This window comes from Streptomyces sp. WMMC1477, assembly GCF_027460245.1.
Classification (GTDB): domain Bacteria; phylum Actinomycetota; class Actinomycetes; order Streptomycetales; family Streptomycetaceae; genus Streptomyces.
On the sequence record NZ_JAPZBD010000003.1, the window covers coordinates 2,690,293 to 2,706,445 of the forward strand.

Sequence of the window (16,153 nt, forward strand, 5' to 3'; positions counted from 1 at the left end):
TCGCGCCAATGATTGAACCGAACGATCGGTCGGTCGGTTCGACTACGGAGGGGCTCAGCATGACGACAGTGCTGCCGGAGCAGGACCCGGGCGCGTCCGGGCGGGGGTCCGAGGAGGCGTTCCAGGCGGCCTTCGACGCCGCCGTCGCGGCGGACGAGCGCATCGAGCCGCGGGACTGGATGCCGGACGCCTACCGGGCCACGCTGGTGCGCCAGATCGCCCAGCACGCGCACTCCGAGATCATCGGCATGCAGCCCGAGGCGAACTGGATCAGCCGCGCCCCCTCGCTGCGCCGCAAGGCCATCCTGCTCGCGAAGGTGCAGGACGAGGCCGGGCACGGCCTCTACCTCTACAGCGCCGCCGAGACGCTCGGCGCCAGCCGGGACGAGCTGCTGGACAAGCTGCACACGGGCCGCCAGAAGTACTCGTCGATCTTCAACTACCCCACCCTCACCTGGGCCGACGTCGGCGCGATCGGCTGGCTGGTGGACGGCGCGGCGATCACCAACCAGGTGCCGCTGTGCCGCTGCTCCTACGGGCCGTACGCGCGGGCGATGATCCGCGTCTGCAAGGAGGAGTCCTTCCACCAGCGGCAGGGCTACGAGCTGCTGCTCGCCCTCAGCCGCGGCACCGAGGCGCAGAAGGCCATGGCGCAGGACGCGGTGGACCGCTGGTGGTGGCCGTCCCTGATGATGTTCGGCCCGCCGGACGACGAGTCCGCGCACTCCGCCCAGTCGATGGCCTGGAAGATCAAGCGCCACTCCAATGACGAGCTGCGCCAGCGCTTCGTGGACATCTGCGTGCCGCAGGCCGAGTCGCTGGGCCTGACCCTGCCGGACCCGGAGCTGCGGTGGAACGAGGAGCGGGGCCACCACGACTTCGGCCCGATCGACTGGTCGGAGTTCCAGCAGGTGCTCAAGGGCAACGGCCCGTGCAACGAGCAGCGGATCAGCCAGCGCCGCGGGGCGCACGAGAACGGTTCATGGGTGCGCGAGGCCGCCGCGGCCTACGCGGCCAAGCGCGGCGGCGCCCAGGGGCCCCAGGGGAAGGGAGAGGCAGCGTGAACGCAGCACGGACGGACTGGCCACTGTGGGAGGTCTTCGTGCGCGGCCGGCGCGGCCTGTCCCACACCCACGCGGGGAGCCTGCACGCTCCGGACGCCGAGATGGCCCTGCGCAACGCGCGGGACCTCTACACCCGGCGCAACGAGGGCGTCTCCATCTGGGTCGTGCCCTCGGCCGGGATCACCGCCTCGTCGCCGGACGAGAAGGACCCGTTCTTCGAGCCCTCGGCGGACAAGCCGTACCGGCACCCCACGTTCTACGAGGTCCCGGAAGGGGTGCAGAACCTGTGAGCGGCACCGCGGCCCGTCCGGGCAGCCCCGGCAACATGGCGGCCCTGGCCCTGGGGGACGACGCGCTGGTCCTCGCCCAGCGGCTCGGCGAGTGGGCAGGGCACGCGCCCGAGCTGGAGGAGGAGGTCGCGCTCGCCAACATCGCGCTGGACCTCCTCGGCCAGGCCCGCACCCTCCTCTCCCTCGCCGGGGACGAGGACGAGCTGGCGTTCCTGCGCGAGGAGCGCGAGTTCCGCAACGTCCAGCTCGTCGAGCAGCCCAACGGCGACTTCGCGCACACCATCGCGCGTCAGCTCTACTTCTCCACCTACCAGGAGCTGCTGTACGGGCAGCTGGCGGGCGGCACCGAGCCGCTGTCGGCGCTGGCGGCCAAGGCCGTCAAGGAGTGCGCCTACCACCGGGACCACGCCGAGCAGTGGACGCTGCGACTCGGCGACGGCACCGGGGAGAGCCACGCCCGCACGCAGCAGGCGGTGGACGCCCTGTGGCGGTACACCGGCGAGCTGTTCCAGCCGGTCGAGGGCCTCGACGTCGAGTGGGACGCCCTGGAGGCCACCTGGCGCTCCAGCGTCACCGGCATCCTCACCCAGGCCACGCTGACGGTGCCGGAGGGCCCGCAGACGTCGCCGTGGGCGGCCGGAGCCGGGCGGCAGGGCGTCCACACCGAGCCGTTCGGGCGGCTGCTCGCCGAGATGCAGCACCTGCACCGCAGCCACCCGGGGGCGTCGTGGTGAGCGCCCCGGCGCCCGAGGCCGGGTGCGGGACGCCGCTGGAGGCCGAGCTGCGCGCCCTGGCCGGTGCCGTGCCGGATCCGGAGCTGCCGCAGGTCAGCCTGGCCGAGCTGGGCGTCCTGCGCGGGCTGCACCTGACCGGCCCCGGCCGGGTCGAGGTCGAGCTGACGCCGACGTACACGGGCTGCCCCGCCATCGAGACCATGGCCGCCGACGTCGAGCGGGTCCTGCACGAGCGCGGGATACCGCACGTGGCGGTGCGCACGGTGCTCGCCCCGGCCTGGTCCACGGACGACATCACGGCCGAGGGGCGCCGCAAGCTCGCCGAGGCCGGGATCGCCCCGCCCCGCCCGGGCCGGGCGGAGGACGGCGGCCCCGTCCCGCTCACCCTGGGCATCCGCTGCCCCAACTGCGGCTCCACCGACACCGAGCTCCTGAGCCGGTTCTCGTCCACCGCCTGCAAGGCGCTGCGCCGCTGCACCGCCTGCCAGGAGCCGTTCGACCACTTCAAGGAGCTGTGATGATCTTCCATGCGCTCCGCGTCGCCGCCGTGGACCGGCTCACGGACGACGCCGTGGCCGTCACCCTCGCGGTGCCGCCCGAGCTGCGGGAGACCTACCGGCACGTCCCCGGCCAGCACATCACCCTGCGCCGCGTCATCGACGGCGCCGAGGTCCGGCGCACCTACTCGATCTGCGCTCCCGCCACCGCCGAGCCGGTGCTGCGGGTCGGTATCCGGCACGTGGAGGCGGGCGCGTTCTCGTCCTTCGCGCTCAAGGAACTGGCCGTCGGGGACGAGGTGGACGTCATGCCGCCCACCGGCCGCTTCGTGCTGGAGCCCCGCCCCGGCCACTTCGCGGCCGTCGTCGGCGGCAGCGGCATCACCCCGGTGCTGTCCATCGCCGCGACACTGCTGGAGCGGGAGCCGTCCGCGCGGTTCTGCCTGGTCCGCACCGACCGCACCGCCGCCTCCGCGATGTTCCTGGAGGAGACGGCCGAGCTCAAGGACCGCTTCCCCGAGCGCTTCCACCTCGTCCACACCCTCTCCCGCGAGGAGCGGCAGACGGGCCTGCCCAGCGGGCGGCTGGACGCCGAGCGGCTCACGGAGCTGCTGCCCGCCCTGCTGCCCGTCGCGGACGTCGACGGCTGGTTCCTGTGCGGCCCGCACGGCCTCGTGGACGGCGCCGAGCAGGCCCTGCTCGGCCTCGGCGTCCCCCGGAGCCGGGTGCACCAGGAGATCTTCCACGTCGAGGAGAACGTCGGGGAGAACGCCAGGGGGAACGCCGCCGCGCGCCCGGCCGCTCCCGCCGCGGGCGGCTCCGGGCCGGAGGCCACCGTCACCGCCACGCTGGACGGACGGCAGGGCAGCTGGGCCGCCCAGCCGGCCGAAACGGTGCTGGAGACGGTGCTGCGCCACCGCGCCGACGCGCCCTACGCCTGCAAGGGCGGCGTGTGCGGCACCTGCCGGGTGCGGCTGCTGGACGGCGAGGTGCGCATGGACGTCAACTACGCCCTGGAGGACGACGAGGTGGACGCCGGCTACGTCCTGGCCTGCCAGTCCCACCCGGCGACCCCCGCGGTCACGGTGGACTTCGACGCCTGAGGCCGGTGGCGCCGGGGCGCCGGGTTCCGGCGGGCCCGGCGGCCTCGGCGGCACCGGTCACAGGACGAAGGCGTCCTCGCCGTCTCCGGTGAGGGGGCGACCGGCGGCGGCCCAGCTCTGCATGCCGCCGTCCACGTTGACGGCGTCCACGCCCTGGGCGACGAGGAACTGGGTGACCTGTGCCGAGCGGCCGCCGACCCGGCACACCACGTGCACCCGGACGTCCCCGGCCTGCTCGGTGACCTCGCCCACCCGGGCGACGATCTCCCCGATCGGGATGTGCAGGGCGCCCTGTGCGCGCCCGGCGGCCCACTCGTCCGGCTCCCGCACGTCGAGCAGGAAGGCGTCGGCGGGTACGTCGCGGGCGTCCACGGACGGGATCTGGCCGTAGTGCATGGTGTTCTGCGTCCTCTCAGTGCTCCGGCTCGGGTCGGTGCTCCGGCTCGGGGAGCCGGGTCGGGCTCCGATTCAGGGCTGCCGCTGGAGCTCGGCGAGCCGCTGCTCGCGCTCGGCCACCTGGGCCGCGAGCTGCTCGGCGATCTCCTCCAGCAGCCCGTCCGGGTCGTTCTGCGCCAGCTTCAGCATGCTGCCGACGGCGCCGTCCTCCAACTCCGCCACGACCTGGCTGAGCCAGTCCTTGCGGGCGGCCAGCCACTCCAGCCGCGCGTACAGCTCCTCGCCCCGGCTCAGCGGCTCCGGCTCCGGGCGCGGGCCGGCGGCCCACTCCTCGGCGAGGGCGTCGAGCGCGGCCTCGTCGCCCTCGGCATAGGCCCGGTTGACCCGCACGACGAACTCCTCGCGGCGGCGCCGCTCGTCCTCGTCCGTGACGAGGTCGGGGTGCGCCTTGCGCATCAGCTCGCGGTAGCGGCGGCGGGCCTCCTCGCTGGGGCGGACCCGCTCCGGCGGGGTCACGGCCCGCTCGGTCAGCATGGCCTGCGCCTCGGGCGAGATGCCCTCGGCCTGCACCCAGCCACCCAGGAGGGCGTCGACTCCGGGCAGCGGCGCGACGGCCGCGCGGGCCTCACGGGCCCGCGCGATGTCGTCCGGGTCCCGGGTGCGGGCGGCGATCGCCTCGGCGATGGCCGCGTCCAGCTCGTCCAGCCGCAGGTAGACGGGGCCCAGGCGCTGCTGGTGCAGGCGGGAGAAGTTCTCGATCTCGATGCGGAAGCTCTCGACCGCGATCTCGTACTCGATCAGCGCCGACTCCGCAGCGCGGACCGCGCGCTCCAACCGGTCCGTGGGGGGCTCCGGCTGCTCCGGTTCGTCCGGCTGGGCCTGCGTGGGCTGCTGCGGCGTACTCATCCACGCCACCCTACGTGCGCGCCGCTCAGGGCTGGAACTGCTGCGGGCAGGAGGCGCCGCCCTCGGGCAGGTGGGCGTCGGCCCAGCGGGTCAGCTCGACCAGCGCTGGGCGCAGCGCCGTGCCCGCCTCCGTCAGCCGGTAGGTGACGCGCAGGGGCGGGCCCTCGTCCACGCTGCGCAGGACGAGGCCCAGGTGCGCCAGCTCGCCGAGGCGGTCGGAGAGCATGCGCTCGCTGATGCCGGGCACGGCGCGGCGCAGCTCGGCGAAGTGGCCGGGGCCGCTCATCAGCGCGGCGATGATCAGCCCCGTCCAGCGCTTGCCCAGCAGCTCGAAGACGCGGGTGATGCCGTCCGTGGGCGAGGAGCAGCCGGACGGAGAGCCGGCGGACGCCGGGGGCGCCGTCGCCTCGGTCTGTACTCGTTGCTCGGCCATGCCCTCAGAGTACCGCACAGGCCACTAGGAACTTTCAAAAAGTAAGTGACTGTGTTATCAATAGGTGCAGACGGAACTGCACCTACTTATCCCCCCGAGGAGAACCGTCATGGCCACTCTGCTGCACGTCGACACCTCCCTGAACGGCGACAACAGCGCCTCCCGCGCCGTCACCGCGGCCTTCCGCGCCGAGTGGGAGGCCACGCACCCGGAGGGCACGGTGATCTACCGCGATCTCTCCGCCGAGCCCGTCCCGCACCTGGACGGCGCCGGCTTCGGCTCCGAGCTGCGGGAGACCCTCGTCCGCGAGCTGGAGACCGCCGACGCCGTGCTGATCGGCGCGCCGATGTACAACTACACGATCCCCTCCACGCTCAAGGCCTGGATAGACCACGTGCTGATCATGGGCCGCACCGCGGGCGGCTCGGACCAGAGCGCCGCCGGCACGCCCGCCACGGTCGTCGCCAGCCGCGGCGGCTCCTACGGTCCCGGCACCCCGCAGGAGGGCAACGACTACGTGCAGAACTACCTGCAGTACGTCCTCGGCACCCAGATGGGCCTGGACGTCGAGTTCATCGTGCCCGAGCTGACCATGGCGCCGTCCGTGCCCGCCATGAAGGACCTGATCCCGCTGTTCGAGCAGTCCCGGGACGCCGCGGACGCCGCCGCCCGCCAGCGCGCCAAGGTCCTGGCCGCCACCCACGCCTGAGCCGCGTAGCGGCCCCGGCCCTCCCGCACGACACAGCCCGCGGGCGGCCCGGGGCCGCTACGTCCCGCGCCCTACGGGGCTTCGGGGCCGGTGAAGGCGGTGAGGATGCGGTCCGCGGCGAGGGAGGCGGTAAGCTTGCCGGCGCGGACGTCGGCCTCCAGGCCGGGGGCCAGGGCCCGGACCTCGGGGTGGTGGGTCAGGCGGTCGAGCAGCTGGTCCCGCACCATCGACCAGACCCACTCCACCTGCTGCTCGCTGCGCTTCGCCGCCAGCGCCCCCGTTCCGGCGAGCAGGGCGCGGTGCTGCTCGACGCGCTCCCAGAGGGCTTCGAGCCCGGTGCCCTCGCGAGCGCTGCATGTCAGCACCGGCGGGTTCCACTCGGCGTTCGGCGGCTGCAACAGCCGCAGCGCGCCGGCCAGTTCCCGGGCGGCGGCCTTCGCGTCCCGCTCGTGCGGCCCGTCCGCCTTGTTGATGGCGACGAGGTCGGCCAGCTCCAGCACGCCCTTCTTGATGCCCTGGAGCTGGTCCCCGGTGCGGGCGAGGGACAGCAACAGGAAGGTGTCCGTCATCGCCGCGACCGTCGTCTCCGACTGCCCGACGCCGACGGTCTCCACGAGCACGACGTCGTACCCGGCGGCCTCCATGACGACCATGGACTCCCGGGTCGCCCGCGCGACCCCGCCCAGCGTGCCCGCGGAGGGCGAGGGCCGCACGAACGCGTTCGGGTCCACGGCGAGCCGGGCCATGCGCGTCTTGTCGCCGAGGATCGAGCCACCGGTACGGCCCGAGGACGGGTCGACGGCGAGGACGGCCACGCGGTGACCGAGCCCGGTCAGCAGGGTGCCGAGCGCGTCGATGAACGTCGACTTGCCCACGCCGGGCACCCCGCTGATGCCCACGCGCCGCGCCTTGCCGGCGTGCGGCAGCAGCTCGGTGAGGAGCTGCTGCGCCAGCCTGCGGTGGTCGGGACGGCTGGACTCGACGAGCGTGATCGCCCGGGCGACCCAGGCCCGCGAGCCCTCCAGGACGCCCTGTACGTACGTGTCGAGATCCGGCTTCCCCATACGGCCAGCCATGCCCACCCGTCTACGGTCCGTGCCTTCAGTGCCAGTGTCGTGCGTGGTCCTACAGTTCGTGGCCGAGGTCGGCGGCGAGGGTGCGCACGAGGTCGTGCGCGGCCTCCGGGATGACCGTGCCCGGCAGGAAGACCGCGGCGGCACCCATCTCCCGCAGCGGCTCCACGTCCGCGGGCGGGATGACCCCGCCCACCACGATCATGATGTCCTCCCGGCCCTGCGCCCTCAGCTCGTCCCGCAGCGCGGGCACGAGCGTGAGGTGCCCGGCGGCCAGCGAGGAGACGCCGATGATGTGCACGTCGGCCTCCACCGCCTGCCGCGCCACCTCGTCCGGCGTCTGGAACAGCGGGCCGACGTCGACGTCGAAGCCCAGGTCGGCGAAGGCGGTGGCGATGACCTTCTGGCCACGGTCGTGCCCGTCCTGGCCCATCTTGGCGACCAGGATGCGCGGACGGCGGCCCTCGGCCCGCTCGAAGTCGCCCACCAGCTCGCGGGTGCCCGCCAACGCGGAGGACTGCCCTGCCTCTTCTCGGTACACACCGGAAATCGTACGGATCTGACCGGCGTGCCGTCCGTACACCTTCTCCAGTGCGTCGGAGATCTCGCCGACGGTCGCCTTGGCCCGGGCGGCGCCCACCGCCAGGTGCAGCAGGTTGCCGTCCAGCGAGCCACCGTCCTGGTGGCCCTTCTCGGCCGCGGCGGTCAGCGCCCGCAGCGCGTCCTGCGTGACGGCCTCGTCCCGCTCCTCGCGCAGCCGCCGCAGCTTGTCGATCTGCTGGGCGCGCACGGCCGAGTTGTCGACCTTGAGCACCTCGATCTGCTCGTCGCTCGCGACGCGGTACTTGTTGACGCCGATGACCGGCTGGCGCCCGGAGTCGATCCGCGCCTGGGTGCGGGCCGCGGCCTCCTCCACCCGGAGCTTGGGGATGCCCGCGTCGATGGCCTTCGCCATGCCGCCGGCCTCCTCGACCTCCTGGATGTGGCTCCACGCCCGGCGCGCCAGGTCGTACGTCAGCCGCTCGACGTAGGCGCTGCCGCCCCAGGGGTCGATGGTCCGGCAGGTGCCCGACTCCTGCTGCAGCAGCAGCTGGGTGTTGCGGGCGATGCGCGCTGAGAAGTCGGTGGGCAGGGCCAGCGCCTCGTCCAGCGCGTTCGTGTGCAGCGACTGGGTGTGGCCCTGGGTGGCCGCCATCGCCTCGACGCAGGTGCGCGTCACGTTGTTGAACACGTCCTGCGCCGTCAGCGACCAGCCGGAGGTCTGCGAATGCGTGCGCAGCGACAGCGACTTGGGGTTCTTCGGGTCGAATTCCCGCACCAGCTTCGCCCACAGCAGCCGCGCCGCGCGCAGCTTGGCGACCTCCATGAAGAAGTTCATGCCGATCGCCCAGAAGAACGACAGCCGCGGCGCGAACGCGTCCACGTCCAGGCCCGCTCCGAGCCCGGCGCGCAGGTACTCCACGCCGTCCGCCAGCGTGTAGGCCAGCTCCAGGTCGGCCGTGGCCCCGGCCTCCTGGATGTGGTAGCCGGAGATGGAGATCGAGTTGTAACGGGGCATCTTCTGCGAGGTGTACGCGAAGATGTCCGAGATGATCCGCATCGAGGGCTGCGGCGGATAGATGTAGGTGTTGCGGACCATGAACTCCTTCAGAATGTCGTTCTGAATGGTTCCGGCCAGCTTCTCGGGCGGGACGCCCTGCTCCTCGGCGGCGACGATGTACAGCGCCAGGACGGGCAGCACCGCCCCGTTCATCGTCATCGACACGCTCATGCGGTCCAGCGGGATGCCGTCGAACAGCTGCCGCATGTCGTAGATCGAGTCGATCGCGACGCCCGCCATGCCGACGTCGCCGGTCACCCGCGGGTGGTCGGAGTCGTAGCCGCGGTGCGTGGGCAGGTCGAACGCGACGGACAGGCCCTTCTGCCCGGCCGCCAGGTTCCGCCGGTAGAAGGCGTTGGACTCCTCGGCCGTCGAGAACCCCGCGTACTGGCGGATCGTCCACGGCTGGTTGACGTACATCGTCGGGTACGGCCCGCGCAGGTAGGGCGCGGCGCCCGGGAAGGTGTCCAGGAAGTCCAGGCCCGCCACGTCCTCGGCGGTGTACAGCGGCTTGACGCCGATGCCCTCCGGCGTCTCCCAGACGCTCTCCTGCGGGCCCCGCCCGTCCGCCGCCGCCGCGAACGCGGCCCGCCACGCCTCGGCGTCGCCCGTCGGGGCGGCGCCCCCCAGCTCGACTCCGGTGAAGTCGGGGATGTGGCTCATCACTTCACTCCCAGCTCGTCCAGGACGCCGGCCAGCAGGCCCACCGCGTCCCCGCCGGCGGCGACGTACCCGCTCACCCCGGCTGCCTCCAGCGTCTCGCGCAGCTCGCCGGGGCGCCCGGCGAGGAACACCGTGCGCGCGCCCGCGCCCCGGACCGCCTCGGCCACCGCGGCGGCCTCCTCGGCGTAGACCTTGTCGCTGGAGCACAGGCACACCACCGCGGCCCCGGTCTCCCGCACCGCGTCGGCCGCGCTCCCCGCGTCCACCGGCACCGTCACGGGCTCGACGCCGCCCGCCTGGAACAGGTTCGCGGCGAAGGTCACCCGCCCGGTGTGGGCGGCGGCCGAACCCAGCGCGGCCAGCAGCACCCTCGGCCGCGCGCCCGTGGCCTCCCGGTGCGCGTCCGAGCGCGCCCGCAGCGCCTCGTACGCGTCGTCCCGGCGCACCCGCGGCAGCCCCCCGGACAGCGGCTCCGGCGCCGGGTCCCGGCGCACCGGCTCCTCGTCCAGCAGCGGGAACTCGCTCACGCCCGTCACCGGCTCGCGGCGGTGCGCCAGCGCCTCGCGGCGCCGCGCCCAGGTGGCCGCGACGCGCTCGCCGACCAGGCCGGAGCCCAGCGCGGCCCGCTGGCCGCCCGCGCCCTCGATCTCCTGGAACCACGACCAGGCCGCCCGCGCCAGCTCCTCCGTCAGCCGCTCCACGTAGTAGGAGCCGCCGGCCGGGTCGACGACCCGCGCGCAGTGCGACTCCTCGATCAGGATCGTCGAGGTGTTGCGGGCGATACGGCGCGCGAAGGCGTCGGGCAGCCCCGCCGCGTCGTCGAAGGGCAGCACCGTGACGGCGTCCGCCCCGCCGACCCCGGCCGCGAGCGTCGCGACCGTCGTGCGCAGCATGTTCACCCACGGGTCGCGGCGGGTCATCATCACCGGCGACGTCACGGCGTGCTGGCGCTGCGCCGCGGCATCCGAAGCGGCGGCGGTGACGCCGCACGCCTCGGCGACCCGCGCCCACAGCCGCCTGGCCGCGCGCAGCTTGGCGATCGTCGTGAACTGGTCGGCCGTCGCCGCGTACCGGAACTCCAGCTGACGGCAGGCCGCTTCGGCGCTCAGCCCGGCCTCCGTCAGGCTCCGCAGGTACGCCACCGCCGTCGCCAGGGAGCATCCCAGCTCCTCGGCGGGCGAGGCTCCGGCCTCGTGGTACGGCAGCGCGTCGACCGTCATGGCCCGCAGCCCCGGGTGGGTGCCGCCGACGCGGCCCGCCCACCGGGCGGCGTCCGCCAGCAGCCCGTCCACCGGCGCGTCGTCCCCGGTGCGGGCCAGCAGCCCGAGCGGGTCACCGCCCAGGTTGCCGCGCACCTCGGAGGGTGCGACGCCGCGCCGCTCGTGGACGTCGAAGAGCGCCCGGGCCGCGGCGTCGAACTCCTCGCCCGGCTCCAGCACGACGGGGGCGAGATCCAGGTAGACGCCCTCCAGCGCGGCCGGGAGCGCGCGCACCGGCAGCCCGGCCCGGCCGAGTACCAGCCACAGCGAGCTGACGCCGTTCTCCAGGTCGCCCAGGACCTCCTCGTGGGTGCGGGCGGCGTCCGAGCACCGGAACCGCTGGCGCACGTCCCAGCCCGCGGGCGAGGCACCGCCCGCGGTGCCACCCCGTACGTAGGGCGCGAAACCCGGATATCCGGCGCCGCCCTCGGGGGCGTCGTCGGAGGTGTACAGCGGGCGGGTGCTGAGCCCGTCCTCTAGCGCGGTGGAGAGCGCCTCCTCGGCTCCTGCCCCGGTGGCGTCACTCGCGCCGGACTTCCGCAGCACACCCTCGACGAGGTGCTGCCACTGCGCGCGCGTGACTTCCGGGAACTCGGCGGCCAGAGAGAGCCCGTCATCAGGCAGGACCGTCATAGCGGCAGGCTAGGCCGTCCGCACCCGCCAGCGCAGCGCCGCACCGCTGTGACCTTGGACTCTCGGATGAGCATGAGGGGTGCCCGAGGAAGCTTTCAGGGGGGCGCGAACGCGTGGAGGGGCCACTGTTCCCCGTCCGGCCCGCGCCGAATCCATGACCTCGGTCACGGAACGTGGCCTTCCGGTTCGCCCTCCGGACCCCCGGCCGGGTGCAGCGGGCGCACGTGGGCGTCCGGGCCGGGGAAGACGAGGGTGACGCGCCCGGTGTCGGACCAGCGCACGTCGTAGGGAGGCGTGCCGTCCGCGTGGTGCAGTCCGACGATCTCACCGTCCCGCCGGGCCACACCGTCACTCGGGGTCCGCACGATGAGCTGGTCTCCGACCCGCGCCCGCATCGCCATCACCGTCCCGTTCGCACCCGCACCGCTCGCCCGCTCCTGACCACCGTGGCACCGCGGACGCCCGGGGACAGGGGGCGAACGGCCCCCGCGCCGGGCCGTTCGCCCCCTTGCCGGGCGTCAGGCGGCGGCCACGGGTCAGGCGGCCGGGAGGTCGACGACGAGTGAGGAGCCGGGGGCGACGGCGTAGGCGCGGCCGGCGACGGTCAGCGGCAGGGGCGCTTCGGCGGAGGCCGGGACGGCCACCTCCAGCCGCCGGCCCTGGAGCCGCAGCCGCACACCCCAGTGGCCCCGGTAGCGCACCGAGACGTCGAAGGGGGAGAGCTGCGGCAGCGGCGCGGGGTCGAGCCGCAGGCCCTCGCCGTCCCCGTCGGCCTCCAGGCCCGTGAGGCCGCGCTGCACGAGGTCGAGCGTGCCGGCCATCGCGCCCAGGTGGATGCCCTCGGGCGTGGTGCCGCCCTGGAGGTCGGCGGCGTCGCCGAGGAGCGCCTCCCGGCAGAACGCCCAGCTGTCCGGCCTGCGGGCGCGGGCCAGCACCCAGGCGTGGACGACGCTGGAGAGGGTGGAGCCGTGGCTCGTGCGGCGCAGGTAGTAGTCGACGGTCGCACGCCACAGCTCGTCGTCCATCCGGTAGCCCAGTCGCCGGAAGAGGGCCGCGAGCCGGTCCGGCGGGAAGAGGTAGCCGAGCATGAGCACGTCCGCCTGCTTCGACGCCTGGTAGCGGTTGACGCTGTCCCCCTCCGCCTCCAGGACGCGGTCCAGCCGGCGGAACTCGCCGTAGCGCTCGCGGTAGGCCGCCCAGTCGAGCTCGGCCAGGTCGCCGTACCCCTCGAACTGGCTGATCACGCCACGGTGCCAGGGCACGTACAGCTTCCGGGACACCTCCTCCCACCGTCGGGTCTCCTCCCCGTCCAGGGCGAGGTGCTCGGCCAGCTCGCCCCGCCGCGGCTCGGGCAGTTCGCGCAGCAGCTCCAGGGCGCGGGCCAGTACCCAGGCGGCGGTGACGTTGGTGTAGGCGTTGTCGTCGATCCCCGGCCGGGCGGCCCCGGGATAGGCGTCGTGGTACTCGTCGGGCCCCAGCACCCCGCGGATGCGGTAGCGGCCCAGCGCCCCGTCCCACACGGCCGCGTCGCCCCACAGGCGGGCGATCTGCAGCAGCATCTCCGCCCCGGGGCCGTGCAGGAATCCGAGGTCGCCCGTCGTCCGGCCGTAGTGCCACACGTTGTAGGCCACCGCCGAGCCGACGTGGTGCTGGAGGTGGGAGTGGTCCGGCAGCCAGCGCCCGGAGCGCGGGTTGAGGTGCAGCCGCTGGGTCTCCTCGCGGCCGTCGCTGCCGCTCTGCCACGGGTACAGCGCCCCGCGCCGCCCGGCCGCCACGGCCGACTGCACCGCCCGGGGCAGCCGCCGGTACCGGTAGAGCAGCAGCGCGCGGGAGACCTCGGGGAGGTGCAGGTTCAGGTACGGGAGCACGAACAGCTCGTCCCAGAAGACGTGCCCGCGGTATGCCTCGCCGTGCAGTCCCCGCGCCGGCACGCCGACGTCGAGCTCCGCGGTGTGCGGGGAGAGCGTCTGGAGCACGTGGAAGAGGTGCAGCCGCAGCAGGCGGCCCGGCTCGCCGGGCGCCGTCAGCTCCGCCCGCCGCCACAGCCGCGCCCACGCGGCCCGGTGCGTGGCGCGCAAGCGCTCGAACTGCGGCGCGTCGCACACCCGGCAGTCACACGCGTACACCAGATCGCTGACGGCCGCGTCCAGCGACGTGTGCAGCGCGACGACCTTGTCCACGGCGACCGTGCGCCCCTCGGCCAGCGGTACGTTCAGCGTCTGCGCGACGGCGCGCTCCGCCGTCCGCGCCCGCACCGGCTCCGGGTCGGGCGCGGACGACCGGGTCCGCGCCGCCAGCGCCACCCGGACGCCGGAGGAACGGGTGCGGCACTCCAGCCACAGCACGCCCCGCGGGGTCTCCCCCGTGCGCCAGCCCGTCAGGTGCCCCCCGCGCAGCGCCCGGTACCGCTCGACGCCCTCGTTGCGCACGTCGCCGTCGAGCGCCGACTCCACCTCCAGCGTGCCCGCCCAGTTCTCCGCCGTGAACTCGGTGCGCAGCGCGGCCAGGTGCGGGTCGACCAGGTGCACGAGCCGCTGCTGCCGCACCCCGAGCACCCGGCCCGCCCCGTCGCGCAGCCGCATCCGGCGCGTGAGGGTGCCCCCGGCCAGGTCGAGGCTCTGCCGATACGCCAGCACCTCGGCATCGTCCGGCGACAGCCACGGGCCGGCGGCGCCGTCCCCCGGCTCGCGGACGCGGAAGCGCAACGGCAGCCAGTTCGGCAGGTTGACCATGTCCTCGTTCTCGACCGTGTGCCCGGCGACCCGCGAGGTCAGGCGGTTGTAGCAGCCGGCGCGATAGGTGCCCGGGTAGTGGGCGGGCCCCGCCACGGCCTCGGGCGCGGCGCCCCGGGTGGCGAAGTAGCCGTTGCCCAGGGTGCACAGCGCCTCGCGCAGCCGCTCCTGGCCGGGGTCGTACCCCTCGTACTCCCACCGGTGGCCGTCTCCGTGCGCGGGCGCACTCATGTCCGTCTCCTCTCGGCCGCGTCCAGCAGTTCGGCCGGGCCGGAGACGACGACGCCCGCACCGTGGGTCCGCAGTGCGCCTTCCTGGGCCCCGGTATCGCTGCCGCCGGACGCCCGGTCCACGCCGACGACGGCCTTGAAGCCGCCGCGCCGGGCGGCCTCGACGCCCGCCACCGCGTCCTCCACGGCCACACACTCCGCCGGGGGCACCCCCAGCCGGGCGGCCGCCTCCAGGAACAGCGCCGGGTCCGGCTTGCCGGGCAGGCCCAGCCGTGCCGCCTCGGTGCCGTCCACGACCACGGCGAACCACTCCAGCAGGCCCGCGCGGCGCAGCAGTTCACGAGCGTGCCGGGAGGCGGAGACGGCCGCGCACGCCACGCCCGCGTCCCCCAGCGCCCGCAGCAGCCGAGGGGCCCCGAGCAGCGCGGGCACGTCCCGCTCGGCCAGACCCCGGACGAACGCCGCCTCCTTGGCCGCGGCGAGCGCGTGGACGCTGCCGCTGCCCGGCCCGTCCGCCGGGTCGCCCAGCGGCAGCCGGAGCCCGCGGGCGGCCGGCAGGGCGGCGGCACCGTCCAGCCGGGACCGGCCGTCCACCCAGCGCCGGTACTCCGCCTCCGGGTCGAAGGGCGGCTGCCCGGCCGCCGCGAGGCAGGGGTCGAAGGCGGCCTTCCAGGCCGCGGCGTGCAGCCCCGCCGAGTCGAGCAGGACGCCGTCGGTGTCGAACACGACGGCACGGGCCCCGCGCAGCGGCGGAGCGAGCGGGGGCGGTGACGTCGTCATCAGCGCCTCTTCCGGGCCCGGGGAACGGGTCGGTCGGGTCGATCGCGTCGACCCGGCCGGCGGTGGGGTCGGTGGGCGGCCGTCGGCGGTGCCGGTGGCGGGGGCCGACGTCCCCATCGTGGGCCATGACGACGGCCGCCGCGACCCGCGGCGGGGGCGCGGCGAGGCCCGGGAGGGCCGAGGCCGGTCGGCGGCGGGGCGGGGCCGGGTGGCCCCTGCCCCGGGGAACCGGGCGCCCGCAGGCTGACGGTGGAAGGTGCCGGCACCCGCCCGCGGGAGGACGCGATGGACACCTCGCCCCACACCGTCAGCGACGTGATGACCCGGACCGTCGTCGCCGTCAGCCCGGACGCGCCGTTCAAGGAGGTCGCCCAGACCCTGCGGCAGTGGGGGATCAGCGCGATGCCGGTGCTGGCGGGCGACGGGCGGGTCGTCGGCGTGATCTCCGAGGCGGACCTGCTGTTCAAGGAGGAGTTCCGCGACAGCGACACCTCCGCCTTCGAGCGCTACCGCCGGCTGGAGGAGCTGGCCAAGGCCGGGGGCCTGGTGGCCCGGGACCTGATGTCGAGCCCGGCGGTCTCCGTGTTCGCCAGCGCCACCCTCGCCCAGGCGGCCCGCACGATGGCCGTACGGCACGTCAAACGGCTGCCCGTGGTGGACGGCGAGGGCCGGCTCGCGGGCATCGTCAGCCGGGCGGACCTGCTGAAGGTGTTCCTCCGTCCGGACGAGGAGCTGGCCGAGGAGGTGCGCCGGCAGGTCGTCGAACCGCTGTTCCCGCACCGGAAGCCCGCTGTCGGGGTCCGGGTGGAGGAGGGCGTGGTGACCTTCACCGGGGCCTTCGGCGACCCCGCTCTGGTGCCCATGGCCACCCGGATGGCCCGCGCCGTCGAGGGCGTGGTGGACGTCCGCTTCGACCGCGGCGACATCGCGACGGCGCGGCACACCGGGCAGGAGCCCGTCGGTTCGGCGCGATGACGACGGCCCGCACGGCCGCCCCGCGGGGCCGGTCGGCCTATGGCGGCGCCCGCCCGCGCCCCGCACGATGGAATCC

At 74.7% G+C, this 16,153-nt stretch carries 15 protein-coding genes and 1 pseudogene; 7 read left to right on the plus strand and 9 right to left on the minus strand.

Features of this window, described 5'->3' with window-relative positions; all coding sequences use genetic code 11:
* Nucleotides 1-59 precede the first annotated feature (59 nt).
* Genes paaA through O7609_RS12420 form a run of 5 tightly spaced genes read left to right on the plus strand, consistent with a single transcriptional unit; the run spans nt 60 to nt 3,688 of the window.
* Nucleotides 60-1,064: a 1,2-phenylacetyl-CoA epoxidase subunit PaaA gene (paaA, locus tag O7609_RS12400; protein WP_269736899.1), complete on the plus strand. Its 1,005-nt coding sequence runs from the start codon at nt 60-62 to the stop codon at nt 1,062-1,064.
* Nucleotides 1,061-1,354, plus strand: a complete 294-nt coding sequence (gene paaB, locus O7609_RS12405; protein ID WP_269736898.1) for a 1,2-phenylacetyl-CoA epoxidase subunit PaaB — start codon at nt 1,061-1,063, stop codon at nt 1,352-1,354. Before paaA ends, paaB begins: the two co-directional genes overlap by 4 nt.
* Before the next feature lie 35 nt (nt 1,355-1,389).
* A complete protein-coding gene (gene paaC, locus O7609_RS12410; protein ID WP_269744347.1) occupies nt 1,390-2,088 on the plus strand; it encodes a 1,2-phenylacetyl-CoA epoxidase subunit PaaC in 699 nt (232 codons plus the stop codon).
* Nucleotides 2,085-2,606, plus strand: a complete 522-nt coding sequence (gene paaD, locus O7609_RS12415) for a 1,2-phenylacetyl-CoA epoxidase subunit PaaD (RefSeq protein ID WP_269736897.1) — start codon at nt 2,085-2,087, stop codon at nt 2,604-2,606. Before paaC ends, paaD begins: the two co-directional genes overlap by 4 nt.
* Before the next feature lie 2 nt (nt 2,607-2,608).
* Nucleotides 2,609-3,688 (plus strand): 2Fe-2S iron-sulfur cluster-binding protein, encoded by a 1,080-nt coding sequence (locus O7609_RS12420; RefSeq protein WP_269737296.1) that lies wholly within the window; start codon nt 2,609-2,611, stop codon nt 3,686-3,688.
* Nucleotides 3,689-3,745: 57 nt separating this feature from the next.
* Here O7609_RS12420 and O7609_RS12425 read toward each other — a convergent pair whose 3' ends face one another.
* The 3 genes from O7609_RS12425 to O7609_RS12435 all read right to left on the minus strand — a co-directional run bounded on the left by O7609_RS12425 (nt 3,746) and on the right by O7609_RS12435 (nt 5,423).
* Nucleotides 3,746-4,084, minus strand: a complete 339-nt coding sequence (locus O7609_RS12425; protein ID WP_269736896.1) for a rhodanese-like domain-containing protein — start codon at nt 4,082-4,084, stop codon at nt 3,746-3,748.
* 72 nt (nt 4,085-4,156) lie between these two features.
* A complete protein-coding gene (locus tag O7609_RS12430) occupies nt 4,157-4,990 on the minus strand; it encodes a hypothetical protein (RefSeq protein ID WP_269736895.1) in 834 nt (277 codons plus the stop codon).
* A gap of 25 nt (nt 4,991-5,015) precedes the next feature.
* The gene (locus O7609_RS12435) at nt 5,016-5,423 is read right to left on the minus strand and encodes a winged helix-turn-helix transcriptional regulator (protein ID WP_269736894.1); all 408 of its coding nucleotides are present in this window, start codon (nt 5,421-5,423) and stop codon (nt 5,016-5,018) included.
* Between the two features lie 109 nt (nt 5,424-5,532).
* Between O7609_RS12435 and O7609_RS12440 the strand changes: the two genes are divergently transcribed.
* On the plus strand, nt 5,533-6,132 hold the full coding sequence (locus tag O7609_RS12440; protein WP_269736893.1) for an FMN-dependent NADH-azoreductase: 600 nt from the start codon (nt 5,533-5,535) through the stop codon (nt 6,130-6,132).
* A 71-nt stretch (nt 6,133-6,203) separates the two neighbouring features.
* On the opposite strand, the gene meaB is transcribed toward O7609_RS12440, so the two are convergent.
* The 6 genes and pseudogenes from meaB to O7609_RS12470 form a co-directional block, all read right to left on the minus strand.
* A complete protein-coding gene (gene meaB / locus O7609_RS12445; protein ID WP_443072248.1) occupies nt 6,204-7,196 on the minus strand; it encodes a methylmalonyl Co-A mutase-associated GTPase MeaB in 993 nt (330 codons plus the stop codon).
* A 61-nt stretch (nt 7,197-7,257) separates the two neighbouring features.
* On the minus strand, nt 7,258-9,468 hold the full coding sequence (gene scpA / locus O7609_RS12450; RefSeq protein ID WP_269736891.1) for a methylmalonyl-CoA mutase: 2,211 nt from the start codon (nt 9,466-9,468) through the stop codon (nt 7,258-7,260).
* On the minus strand, nt 9,468-11,360 hold the full coding sequence (locus tag O7609_RS12455; RefSeq protein WP_269736890.1) for a methylmalonyl-CoA mutase family protein: 1,893 nt from the start codon (nt 11,358-11,360) through the stop codon (nt 9,468-9,470). The genes scpA and O7609_RS12455 overlap by 1 nt, the downstream gene beginning before the upstream one ends.
* 188 nt (nt 11,361-11,548) lie before the next feature.
* A pseudogene (locus O7609_RS12460) lies at nt 11,549-11,755 on the minus strand (DUF1918 domain-containing protein); the annotation flags it as partial.
* A gap of 141 nt (nt 11,756-11,896) precedes the next feature.
* Nucleotides 11,897-14,323, minus strand: coding sequence for a glycoside hydrolase family 65 protein (locus O7609_RS12465; RefSeq protein WP_269743588.1), 2,427 nt, complete (start codon nt 14,321-14,323; stop codon nt 11,897-11,899).
* A complete protein-coding gene (locus O7609_RS12470) occupies nt 14,320-15,102 on the minus strand; it encodes an HAD family hydrolase (RefSeq protein ID WP_269743589.1) in 783 nt (260 codons plus the stop codon). Before O7609_RS12470 ends, O7609_RS12465 begins: the two co-directional genes overlap by 4 nt.
* A gap of 285 nt (nt 15,103-15,387) precedes the next feature.
* Here O7609_RS12470 and O7609_RS12475 point away from each other — a divergent pair, with 285 nt between their 5' ends.
* Entirely contained in the window at nt 15,388-16,077 is a 690-nt protein-coding gene (locus O7609_RS12475; protein ID WP_269736887.1) for a CBS domain-containing protein, read from the plus strand.
* The last annotated feature ends 76 nt before the right edge of the window (nt 16,078-16,153 follow it).

What these genes read in the sequence shown, in the direction of transcription:
- paaA (WP_269736899.1), top strand. Translation starts at nt 60, where the DNA reads ATGACGACAGTGCTGCCGGAGCAGGACCCGGGCGCGTCCGGGCGGGGG.
- paaC (WP_269744347.1), top strand. Translation starts at nt 1,390, where the DNA reads ATGGCGGCCCTGGCCCTGGGGGACGACGCGCTGGTCCTCGCCCAGCGG.
- O7609_RS12425 (WP_269736896.1), bottom strand. Translation starts at nt 4,084, where the DNA reads ATGCACTACGGCCAGATCCCGTCCGTGGACGCCCGCGACGTACCCGCC.
- O7609_RS12430 (WP_269736895.1), bottom strand. Translation starts at nt 4,990, where the DNA reads ATGAGTACGCCGCAGCAGCCCACGCAGGCCCAGCCGGACGAACCGGAG.
- O7609_RS12435 (WP_269736894.1), bottom strand. Translation starts at nt 5,423, where the DNA reads ATGGCCGAGCAACGAGTACAGACCGAGGCGACGGCGCCCCCGGCGTCC.
- O7609_RS12440 (WP_269736893.1), top strand. Translation starts at nt 5,533, where the DNA reads ATGGCCACTCTGCTGCACGTCGACACCTCCCTGAACGGCGACAACAGC.
- meaB (WP_443072248.1), bottom strand. Translation starts at nt 7,196, where the DNA reads ATGGGGAAGCCGGATCTCGACACGTACGTACAGGGCGTCCTGGAGGGC.
- scpA (WP_269736891.1), bottom strand. Translation starts at nt 9,468, where the DNA reads ATGAGCCACATCCCCGACTTCACCGGAGTCGAGCTGGGGGGCGCCGCC.
- O7609_RS12455 (WP_269736890.1), bottom strand. Translation starts at nt 11,360, where the DNA reads ATGACGGTCCTGCCTGATGACGGGCTCTCTCTGGCCGCCGAGTTCCCG.
- O7609_RS12465 (WP_269743588.1), bottom strand. Translation starts at nt 14,323, where the DNA reads ATGAGTGCGCCCGCGCACGGAGACGGCCACCGGTGGGAGTACGAGGGG.
- O7609_RS12470 (WP_269743589.1), bottom strand. Translation starts at nt 15,102, where the DNA reads ATGACGACGTCACCGCCCCCGCTCGCTCCGCCGCTGCGCGGGGCCCGT.
- O7609_RS12475 (WP_269736887.1), top strand. Translation starts at nt 15,388, where the DNA reads ATGGACACCTCGCCCCACACCGTCAGCGACGTGATGACCCGGACCGTC.